At 33.8% G+C, this 10,180-nt stretch carries 11 protein-coding genes; 5 read left to right on the top strand and 6 right to left on the bottom strand.

The features are described 5' to 3' along the window. Window positions 1-14: 14 nt before the first annotated feature. Genes CWS01_RS21430 through CWS01_RS21440 form a run of 3 tightly spaced genes read right to left on the bottom strand, consistent with a single transcriptional unit; the run spans window position 15 to window position 2,514 of the window. Complete coding sequence (locus CWS01_RS21430) at window positions 15-881, bottom strand: FAD binding domain-containing protein (protein ID WP_168714441.1); 867 nt, start codon at window positions 879-881, stop codon at window positions 15-17. A 20-nt stretch (window positions 882-901) separates the two neighbouring features. Then, the gene (locus tag CWS01_RS21435; RefSeq protein WP_157827720.1) at window positions 902-1,507 is read right to left on the bottom strand and encodes an NTP transferase domain-containing protein; all 606 of its coding nucleotides are present in this window, start codon (window positions 1,505-1,507) and stop codon (window positions 902-904) included. After that, the gene (locus CWS01_RS21440) at window positions 1,507-2,514 is read right to left on the bottom strand and encodes an XdhC family protein (RefSeq protein ID WP_101179509.1); all 1,008 of its coding nucleotides are present in this window, start codon (window positions 2,512-2,514) and stop codon (window positions 1,507-1,509) included. Before CWS01_RS21440 ends, CWS01_RS21435 begins: the two co-directional genes overlap by 1 nt. A gap of 599 nt (window positions 2,515-3,113) precedes the next feature. On the opposite strand from CWS01_RS21440, the gene CWS01_RS21445 reads away from it, so the two are divergent. Together CWS01_RS21445 and CWS01_RS21450 are read left to right on the top strand one after the other, a co-directional pair. Continuing rightward, entirely contained in the window at window positions 3,114-3,350 is a 237-nt protein-coding gene (locus CWS01_RS21445) for a helix-turn-helix transcriptional regulator (protein ID WP_101179511.1), read from the top strand. A 336-nt stretch (window positions 3,351-3,686) separates the two neighbouring features. Beyond that, window positions 3,687-4,403 carry a hypothetical protein gene (locus CWS01_RS21450; protein ID WP_101179513.1) on the top strand — a complete coding sequence of 239 codons (717 nt, stop codon included), beginning with the start codon at window positions 3,687-3,689 and terminating at the stop codon, window positions 4,401-4,403. A 75-nt stretch (window positions 4,404-4,478) separates the two neighbouring features. Here CWS01_RS21450 and CWS01_RS21455 read toward each other — a convergent pair whose 3' ends face one another. Together CWS01_RS21455 and CWS01_RS21460 are read right to left on the bottom strand one after the other, a co-directional pair. Beyond that, a complete protein-coding gene (locus tag CWS01_RS21455) occupies window positions 4,479-5,243 on the bottom strand; it encodes a LysM peptidoglycan-binding and 3D domain-containing protein (protein ID WP_101179515.1) in 765 nt (254 codons plus the stop codon). Between the two features lie 210 nt (window positions 5,244-5,453). Then, a complete protein-coding gene (locus CWS01_RS21460) occupies window positions 5,454-7,583 on the bottom strand; it encodes a PAS domain S-box protein (protein ID WP_235852144.1) in 2,130 nt (709 codons plus the stop codon). 444 nt (window positions 7,584-8,027) lie between these two features. Between CWS01_RS21460 and CWS01_RS22560 the strand changes: the two genes are divergently transcribed. Both CWS01_RS22560 and CWS01_RS21465 read left to right on the top strand, forming a co-directional pair. Further along, complete coding sequence (locus CWS01_RS22560; RefSeq protein ID WP_157827721.1) at window positions 8,028-8,180, top strand: hypothetical protein; 153 nt, start codon at window positions 8,028-8,030, stop codon at window positions 8,178-8,180. Between the two features lie 14 nt (window positions 8,181-8,194). Next, window positions 8,195-8,449: a transcriptional regulator SplA domain-containing protein gene (locus CWS01_RS21465; protein WP_101179517.1), complete on the top strand. Its 255-nt coding sequence runs from the start codon at window positions 8,195-8,197 to the stop codon at window positions 8,447-8,449. A gap of 57 nt (window positions 8,450-8,506) precedes the next feature. Here the strand turns inward: CWS01_RS21465 and CWS01_RS21470 are convergent, their stop codons facing one another. Continuing rightward, window positions 8,507-8,725 carry a cold-inducible protein YdjO-related protein gene (locus CWS01_RS21470; protein ID WP_235852145.1) on the bottom strand — a complete coding sequence of 73 codons (219 nt, stop codon included), beginning with the start codon at window positions 8,723-8,725 and terminating at the stop codon, window positions 8,507-8,509. 262 nt (window positions 8,726-8,987) lie between these two features. On the opposite strand from CWS01_RS21470, the gene CWS01_RS21475 reads away from it, so the two are divergent. After that, the gene (locus tag CWS01_RS21475) at window positions 8,988-10,166 is read left to right on the top strand and encodes an alanyl-tRNA editing protein (RefSeq protein ID WP_101179518.1); all 1,179 of its coding nucleotides are present in this window, start codon (window positions 8,988-8,990) and stop codon (window positions 10,164-10,166) included. Window positions 10,167-10,180 lie beyond the last annotated feature (14 nt).

Below are 10,180 nucleotides of genomic sequence, written 5' to 3' on the forward strand. Positions count from 1 at the left end.
CCCCTTTTATAAAACTATTCGCTTTTCTCCATGATTTCTTGACATTTTGTAAACAGAATATTTGCCGCAACTTTTTTTCGATATTTTTCTGTAACAAATGCATCGGAGTATGTGGCAAAACTAGTTTCAACTGCTTTATAAAAAGCTAACAAATCGCAAGAATTATCTACTAATATTTCCTCTGCTTCTATTAGCCTTTGTGGCAAATGAGCACCGCCGCCAATCGCAAATCTTGCTATTGTCACTTTTTTGTCTACCGTTTTTAAAAAGCCTGCAATGGAAATAATCGCTGCTGTAAAACTTTCTCTTCTTCCTACCTTTTGAAAAAAGTAATTTCCTTTTTCTTTTTCCTTTATTGGGATGAGGATTGTTGTAATAATATACAAGAAATTTTGTTGGATGGCTGTTTTCAGCCATTCCTGAATAGGAATAACCCTTTCCCTTTCTCCATCATAAACACGAAGTTTTGCTTCTAGAACGAATAAGACTGGAATAGAATCTCCTACTTTTCCTGCAATATTGCCGCCGATGGTTCCTCGATTGCGAACAGCTGGTGCAGCAATTTTTTTGCAGGCATCAGCAAGTATGGGAGCATATTTTAAAATATTTTTATGTTCACAGCAATCTGCAAGAGTTGTTGCTGCACCGATTTCAAGAAACTCTTTTTGATCAATAGACACTATTTGAATGCCATGCAACTCTTTAATCATTTCCATACTAATAAGATGGGAGGGTCTATCTACTCCAGCTTCCCAATTTAATTGCAATAATGTTCCCCCTGAAATAAAGAGGCTATCTTCCCTTTTTATTTTTTTTATATCTCCAAGTTGTTTCGGGATATCTACAACAGTTTGATAATAACCAGTATTTAATTGAGCCAATTCCCTCACCATCCTTTTATTTAATTTCGCAAAGAAAGAAGTTGCTGATAATCTGCAGGTGTATCAATATCCATAAATGCCAATTTATCGGAAAACTCAAGTTTTTTTCCTTTTAGCGATCCATTTGCAATTATTTTTTTCGCTCCATAGTCCCCGTCCATTTGCAATAAAGCAGAAAAGCACTTTTTAGAAAACATAATTGGAGGTTGTATGATTGTTTTATGGCTGCATGCGATATAATCGTCGGTTTGTGTCATATTTTCTGTCATCAGTACAGTCAATATTTCCACCGTCATAAAAGGCTGATCAGCAAGGCATATCATAATCTTTTCTGCCTGTTTATTTATTGCTTGCAAAACGCCGCATCGCAAGGAAAAACCTTGGCCTTTTTCACTATCAGGGCAAATGATTATTTCTCCTCTGCCTTTTAGTTCTTTTTTCAAAGCTGCATCCATCCACAATAAATCATCTGCCTGCTGCACAATAACAAAAATATAATCGATCTCTGTTTGGAGCAATGCATATAATCCACTGCTGCCAATTGTTTTATCCTCTATAAATGGCAAAGAAAGCTTTTTGATTCCCATTCTCCTACTTTTCCCTGCCGCTAAATAAATGGCAATCATCATGTTTTCACCTTTTGATTGACCTGGTTTTTCACCATAATTAATTGCGCTATAATGCTAACAGCAATTTCATCTGGCCCCTCTGCACCTATTGATAAACCAACAGGATAATGCAGCCAGCTCGGGCAAGCATTTGCCCCCATCAAGCGCTCTCCTCGTTTTTTTGAACCCAATAATCCCACAAATTTAAACTCTTTAAAAAGCAAATAGTCGATTAGTTCTTTATCTTTCGTAAAGTTATGTGTCATGATTAACACAAAATCCTTTGCAGAAAGCTGTATTTTATCCATCGCTTCTTTTGGATTTGCAATAATAAATTTATCCGCTAAGGGGAATTTTTTTCTATTGCATAATCCTTCTCTCCAATCAGCTAAGATAATATGAAATCCTGCTCCTTTTGCATTATGGACAACTGGCAAAACATCTGGTCCCGCCCCGTAAATAACAAGACGAGGAGAAGGGCTATAATCATTTCGAAAAATATAGCCATTACAAGAATTTTTTTTCGCTAATGACTTATTTTTGTATCGTGATGTTTCTATTGGATAATCTGGATTCTCTCCAAATTCTTCTCCTGTCTCACTAATAAAAAAAGAATATGTTACCTTAAAATCTGAATCAAGCACTTTAAAATGGCTGACGCCTATTCCTTTATCTAATAGTTCCTTTACTTTAGAGAAGTTTTGCTGCAATAAAGGAGTGATAGGTTCTATTAAAAGATGAATGCTGCCATCACAACCGACTCCTTGCCCCCAAGATAAATCATCTTCTGAACGCATGTCGTATATAACATGACTGACTTCCTTATTCATTTCTATTCTTGCTAGTACATCCTGCTCTACACACCCACCACTTAAAAGACCAGTTTCTTCCCCATTTTCTGCAAAAAGCATCATTGTTCCTTCTTTTCGGTAGGCGGATCCTTCTACTTGAATAATCGTTGCCAGAAATTTTTTTGTCGCACTATTTACAATAGATCGAATAACGGAGTAACTATCTGAGGACATACAAAAAACCTCCCATTATTTCGTTTTCTAACATTGCCTCCTTTATATATACTTAAAATTCAAAAAATTTAATATATAAAAAAGATAATATAGTATATTATAAATGTATGTAATAAAACTTAACAACCTCTGTTACAAAAATAATATATCGGATGATTACTAATGTCATTATATTAATTAGCCAATAAAATCAGCATAAATTAGCCAATATATACAAAAAAGAAATAATTATTTATATTTATTAAGTAATTCAGCATTTTTTTTGACGTTTTTTGCAGTTAAACCGCGTTAATTATGTTAGTAAAAATCCATTTTTTAAAAAACTTAATATTTTTATATTTTAAAATTTTTATAGGATATTAGATTTTTATTGAATAATTAGCCATCTTTTTTTATGATGTATATATCTCAGATTTAATAAACTACATTTATTATATAAAAAAAATTTTGCCTGTTCTCTCTTCGTTTACATGCAGCCATTGCAAATGCTTCTTTACATATTTTTAATAACAAAAAGCGCTACCTATAAATAATTCTAAAATAAAAGTACTCAGCAAAATTATGAGACGGATATAAAGCAAGTGGAATGAGGTGAATAAATGAATAAAGAGATCATTAAATTTATTAGGAAAAATTATGAAATGACACAAAGAGACTTCGCCAAGCTTGTAAATTGCAGCTTTGCACTTATTGCCCTCGTAGAAGTCGGAAAACGGAACGTAAGTAAAGATTTGGAAAATAAAGTAAAAAGCGCCTTTAATTTAGATGATCAAGACATCCAATCCATTACAACAATCGTTTCAGAAATCAGCAAAGGAATTCCGCCTTTTCTATAAAATGAAACTTCAATCAGTGGTTTTTCCGCCTCCTCCCACTGATTTTTCATTGAACCAATCAGGCTTTTACGAGTAAATTATCCCCACCCAGATTTCTCGTTTTCTCTTATCATCCCTTATTTGAGGGTCAAAAGCCCATTAATGGGTAATAAAAATACACAAAAAAAGTAATGTACAATGATTTGTACATTACTTTTTTTACTTCATACTAAACTCCTCCTCTCTTCCTTGTTCCCCTTTTTCTAAACCTATTCATACAATAAAAAGAAACTTCTACTTGCGGGGCTTAGTTTGTCCGCTAATAAAGAGGAAAATATACAAAACAGGAGGAGACAAATGCCCTATTTTAGCGACAATAAGGAGAAACCGAAGATTTTCCAAGGAAAAAATAGCGAATTAGCAACAACTAATCAAAAACTTTATCATCAAAACTATTTGCAAGTCCATTTAGAAAAACAAATGAAAGCAGCTAAAAACATAGCTTTTCTGCTTGAACAACTGGAGCAAAAAACAGATAATGCAACAAAAGAAACAAACCGAAGAATTAATCATCAAGAAATGACTGCTCTTGAGCTATTATCTGGTGCCAAAGAACATCGTTTAGCAACAGAAGCTATTCACAGCGAGCTTCTGTCTGTGCAAACATCAGTTCAAAAAAATAGTGATACATTGGATAAGGAAGAATTGATGAATAACGCCATTTTAGAACAAATTACCTTTCAAGAACAAGCAATCATCTCTCTTTCTAGCCAAATCAAGGAATATTCAGAAGTGAATATGGAAGTGAAAGAAAAAGTAGACAAAACAGAAGAATTATATAGTCAGGTAGCCGAAAAACTCGATCTCCAAGAAGTATTTCATCAAACAATCATCGAAAAAATGGATAAACAAGAAGCCTATTTCAGTAAAATCACCCATCAATTAGATATGTTAAAATCGATTATTTTTGAACGAGCACATGTTATCACAGAGCATATTGAAACGAATATAAATAAATTAGCAAAACCCGTTCAACACTTTTTCCTGCAAAAAGAAAAAAAAGACATCCACTAATACTATTAAAATGACTATAAAAAAAGCTGACGACCAAGTAGTACTTTACTACTTAATCGTCAGCTTTTCTTCCTATTAATCTAGGATTTTCACTTTAACCGTTTGTCTTCCCCAGTCTAATGCTTGCTCTGTGGTCGGAACATGTAAATCAATTTTGTTTCCTTTAATAGCACCGCCAGTGTCTCCTGCAACAGCTCTTCCATAGCCTTCTACATAAACTTCTGAACCTAATGGAATAACAGAAGGATCAACTGCAATTACTTTTGTATTTGGATTATCCTTTAAGTTAATTCCAGTTGCTGTAATGCCTGAACAGCCATTACATTTTGCCGTATAAGCGGTAGCTTCTACCGTTAATTCTTTTGTGCTTGTTTTTTGCGTAGAAGCAGTGGTATTGCTAGCTTTGTTTGTATTTTGGGAGCTGGCAGCATCGTTAGCGTTCGAACTATTTGTCGTTTTTATTATGTTAGCTGCTGCCTTGTTGCTTATCCCCTTTGAAACAATTAACTCTGACCCAATATGTATCGTATCAGACTGCAGACTGTTCCAGTTTTTCAACTCTATAACAGAAACATCATTTGCCTCTGCAATAGACCATAAAGTATCTCCAGCTGCAACTTTATATGTTTTTTCTTCTGCTACTTGCAAAGTATCATTTACTTGAATGATATCAGAAGAAAGGTCATTCCACGTTTTAACATCGTCCACTGATACATTATATTCTTTGGAAATTTTCCAAAGTGTATCTCCTTTTTTAACAGTGACTTCTTCTGCGTGCGCCCGAGTCCCTACTGTTGTTGCAATCGTTGCACAGACAATAAATGATAAGATTTTTTTCATATTCCTTATACCTCCTTGACTAGCCTAACGAAGCTAACGGGTATAATCATAACATGAAATCTGCTCATAAAAAGAACAGGCGCGTATTAATTCCGTTACTAATATAACAAGAAGATAACAAACAGAAGTCTAATTGTCAGAATAATGAACATTAATAGGACAATACTCATGAAAAATAAAGAAATCCCCCCTTATTTGTCGAATTCTTTTTTAGACGACAACTGGAAAACTAAGATGAAAAGTAGTTCCTTTATTTGGTTCACTTTCGATATATACTTTGCCGTTTAAATTCTCAATAATTTTAAAACTTACCATTAACCCTAAGCCATTCCCTGTCTTTTTTGTGGTAAAAAAGGGTTCTCCTAGTTTTTTCAGCTGTTCTTTATCCATTCCAATGCCAGTATCTTGAATGGTAATTTTTATTTCTTTTTCCTTTTTGACGTCGATTCGAATTGTTCCACCTGACCCAATCGCTTCTATTGCATTTTTGATAAAATTTAAAAATACTTGTTTTAATTTATTTTCATCACATTCTATCTCTATATGCTTTTCGATGAATGCCAATTCGACTTTGCATTTGCTTTTGCGAAGCTGATAATCAAGCACAGATAAAACATTTTCAATAATAGGAATAAGTTCTTTTTTCTCTAAAGCTGCAATCGTCGGTTTCGATAGCAGCATAAATTCTTCTACAATGGAATTTACACGCTCAATTTCATCTAAAATAATATCGAAAAGTTCCTGTCTAGATTGATCTTTTTCATCCAAACTTAAAAATTCCGCATATCCTTTAATAGAAGTTAACGGATTTCGGATTTCATGAGCCACTCCTGCCGCAAGCTGCCCGACTGCTGCAAGCTTATCTTGTCGATGAAGAATTTCTTCCGTTTTTTTCTTCTCCGTAATATCATTGCGAATCGCTAAATATTGATAAACTTGATTGTTTTTGTCAATAAAAGGAATAATTGTCGTATCAACCCAATAAAAGGTACCAGTTTTTGTTTTATTGCGAATTTCTCCTTTCCATACTTCTCCATTTGCAATGGTTTTCCATAAATGCTGAAAAAACTCTTTGGGATGATAGTCAGAATTAACAATGCGATGGTCTTTTCCAATGAGTTCTTCTCGTGTGTATCCGGATATAAAACAAAACTTTTCATTTACGCTTGTAATTTTGCCTCTTTTATCCGTAAATGCAATAATGCTGGACTGATCAAGGGCAAATTTAATATCAATAACTTCTTGTATCTTTTCTTCTAATTGAAGCTGTAGATTTTTTTGCTCCGTAATATCTCGACGAATTGATACATATTGATAGGGAATTCCTTTTTTATTTAAAAAGGGCACAATAACTGTATCGACCCAATAAAGGGAACCATCCTTCGCTTTATTAAGAATTTCTCCTTTCCATATATCGCCTTTTCCAATTGTTCTCCATAATTCTTTAAAAAATTCAGGAGGGTGATAACCAGAATTAACAATTCGGTGTGTCTGCCCTATTAACTCATCTCGATTATATTTAGAAATTTCAAGAAATTTATCATTTACATATGTAATAATTCCGTTATTATCAGTAAAAACAACAATAGATGATTCATCAAGCGCCTGCTGCATATCTCTTACATTTATATCTCCTACAGATAAAGTTTCTGTAATCAACGAACTTGTTCCAATTAATCCTCCTAAAATTAAAATGGAAATAAATAAAACCGTATACACAATAAAGCTATTATAATAATCAGACGAAATATTGCTCCAGCCAATCGGTGTTGTATGGCTGATTAATAATAGTTGACTTATAATTGTTACAATTGTTATTACCGCACAGCAAAAAGCGCTAATCCATTTGGCAGGTATCCGACCTAATTTTGTCTGATAAAAAGAGCGCCAAATCGAATAGGAAAATCCTATAAATAGTAATAAAAAGCTGATTATTAACGCTAGAAGATTATAGCGAATCGAGCTGCCAATCGAATAAAGTCCTATTATAAATACAGACAACATCGATAACGTAAAGAAAAACGCGGCAATATAAATTCTATGTTTATTATGTTCTTTATCAAGCAAGGCATAAAAGGCCATCCCGCTAAAACAAATGCCAATCAGCATCGATAAAACGGTTATCGGCACTTCGTAAGATGCTGTAGCATAAATATTATTGACCATCATCCCAAGAAAACTCATAATCCAAAAGCCAAATCCCATCGAAAAAGTGCTTGCTAAAAATAAAAAGCGACTATTTTTTTCCCCGCTTCTTACTAATTGAAATAAATCAAAAGATGTGTAGCATGCTACAAATAACAAAAGAATGCTAACAATAAACAAAATGGAGTTATACAATATCTCTCCTCCTATATCCAAAAGTATTACATGACAAAATATGTATGGCAGAAATAATTCTCCTTACCCTCGCAATGCAGCTTTATTTATATATGTAGCTGTAATATAATCTTTGCCGCTAAAAATCTGTTTCACCTATGATTGTAATGGAAATGTAATATAGAGGAAAGGTTTTTTTATCAGATGATCCCTTAAGTTTAGTGTTTTCTGCTTTTATATTGGCTATTCTTTTCCATTTTTGATGATGTGCGTACCCTTTTTTTGAGAATGCCTTTTCTATTTAATATCAGGTTCTATTTTTTGCCCGTTGCGCTGCTTTGATTCACCGTCTCTCCCTGTTATTTTCCATTATCCTCCTTTTTTTCGCCATCTGCTCCTCATATCCACCTTTTTCCATAATAATTTCTTTTTAATAGAGAAAACTGTTAGAAAGGAGTGAGAAACTTGAAAAAGAAGAAAACAGAATCACTGAATCATGAAACAAAACCACTTCATCCTGGCATTCGGGGAGAATCTATTGATGAATTAGCAAGAACAGAGGCTGCCAATAGCATTTTAGCAGAAAAAGAAATCGGTCAGCAGCGAGAAAATTTATAGAAGGTGGCGTATAAATGGAAACGATTGATACAAAAAATATAAAGATGGGAGATGAAGTATTTGTCATCTATCATAATCCTCATACACCAACTGTTGCCAATATTAAACCAGCAGAAATTGTTCAGCATCCAAAAAATCCAAATGCTTTAGCATTATTTTTAAACGAAACTTTCCATACAATTGAAGATGATGATGCCCTTTTCCAAACAGAACAAGCTGCCCAAAATGCATACAATCAAATGTATGAAGAGGACAGCGAATTTTATTGATAGCATATGTTGATCTGGCCCAAAATGTTTTTTAGCAGTTAGGTCAGATTTTTCTTTTTAAAGATTAATTTGTGGTAATTCTCTCATTTCCATCGACGTTTCATTTCCGCATAATGGGCATTTTAAATCATCTGTCGCAAAATCTTTTCTCATCCAGCCATGACAAGAATTACATGCATACACCTCTAAGTTTATTAAAATATCCTCTGGTTTTTCTTCTGCTGCTTTTCGATTGAAAAATATTGGAATCTCCTCCTTTTTTCTTAGTATGAACATTTTCCATTATTTTAGTAATTTTTTTCGAAAAAATTTTCCAGCACTAAGAAGAACCATCCTCTTAAAAGAAGAAAAATAGCTTGAATATGTTATAGTAATGGAAACAACTATATTTTTTGGCTGTTTTCTAAACGTTTATTGCTTTTAAAATAAGAAGAAAAAATTTTTAGAGTTACTGAGCAGGATGCATACACATATACTCTTGCGGATTAATAGCAATAATCTATACGGACAATAGCCTGTTTTTCAAAGGAGAAGTTAGATGTCAGAAAAAATATATTACCACTCCCCTTATCAAACACAATGGTTCACTTCTATTAACGATATTTGGGAAGAGAATAACTCTTTTTATGTAGTGTTAGAACAAACTGCTTTTTACCCTGAAGGCGGAGGACAACCTGCTGATACTGGAATAATCAACGGAATTGGTGTTCAAGATGTTCAAATCGTAGAGGGAAGAATCGTCCACCAATTAGCAGAAAAACCGATTGAAAAACAAGTAGATTGTGCCATTGACTGGAACGTCCGCTTTGATCATATGCAGCAGCACACTGGCCAGCATTTATTATCAGCGGCTCTACATGAATTGTATTCTATTCCCACTGTAAGTTTTCATTTAGGGAAGGAATACACAACCATTGATGTAGAGGCAGCAAACTTAGATAAAAATCAACTCGCAGAAATCGAAAATCTTTGCAATACATATATTCAACAAAGCAAAGCGATAAAAACTTATTTTGTAACAAATGAAGAAGCAGAAAAGATTCCATTACGAAAACTCCCTACTGTTACAGGACCAATAAGGATTGTGGAAATAGAAGGAATTGATTATTCTGCATGTGCTGGAACACATGTTGCAACTACCGGGGAACTTGGTGTGCTAAAAGTAGTAAAAGCCGAAAAACATCGGGGGCAAACAAGACTATTCTTTTTAGTAGGAAAAAGAGCATTGGCAGATTACCAAATATCCCAACAAATATTGGATAGCCTCAGCAGTTTCATAAACACCAACAAACATTCCTTAAAAGATCGCATGGAAAAACAAGAAACAGAAAACAAACTGCTCCTAAAAGAAATCGAACGCTTAAAAGAAGAAAACAGTCATTATCTAGTAGAAAGCGTCCTATCACAGCAAAATAGTCTACTTATAAAAAAAGATTTTGCCGATAAGACGCTAAAAGACTTACAATATCTTGCCAAGGCAATTCTCCATAAAAAAAGCTGCATTGTTCTTTTATACACGTACAGCGAAAATAAACTGCTCCTTCAGTATAATGGAAAATTCGCCTTGCACTGCGGCAATTTATTTAAAGAAAAGATCGCAACCTTCCATGGAAAAGGAGGAGGCAATGAAACCCAAGCCCAAGGAACATTTTCATCGCAAAAAGACTTAAACTCTTTTGTTGACTTTCTTATCGATACCATCGCAGAATTAGTATAAAGATAAGCCTGATA

Origin of the sequence: Niallia nealsonii (assembly GCF_002835805.1) — a bacterium.
Lineage (GTDB): Bacteria > Bacillota > Bacilli > Bacillales > Cytobacillaceae > Niallia > Niallia nealsonii.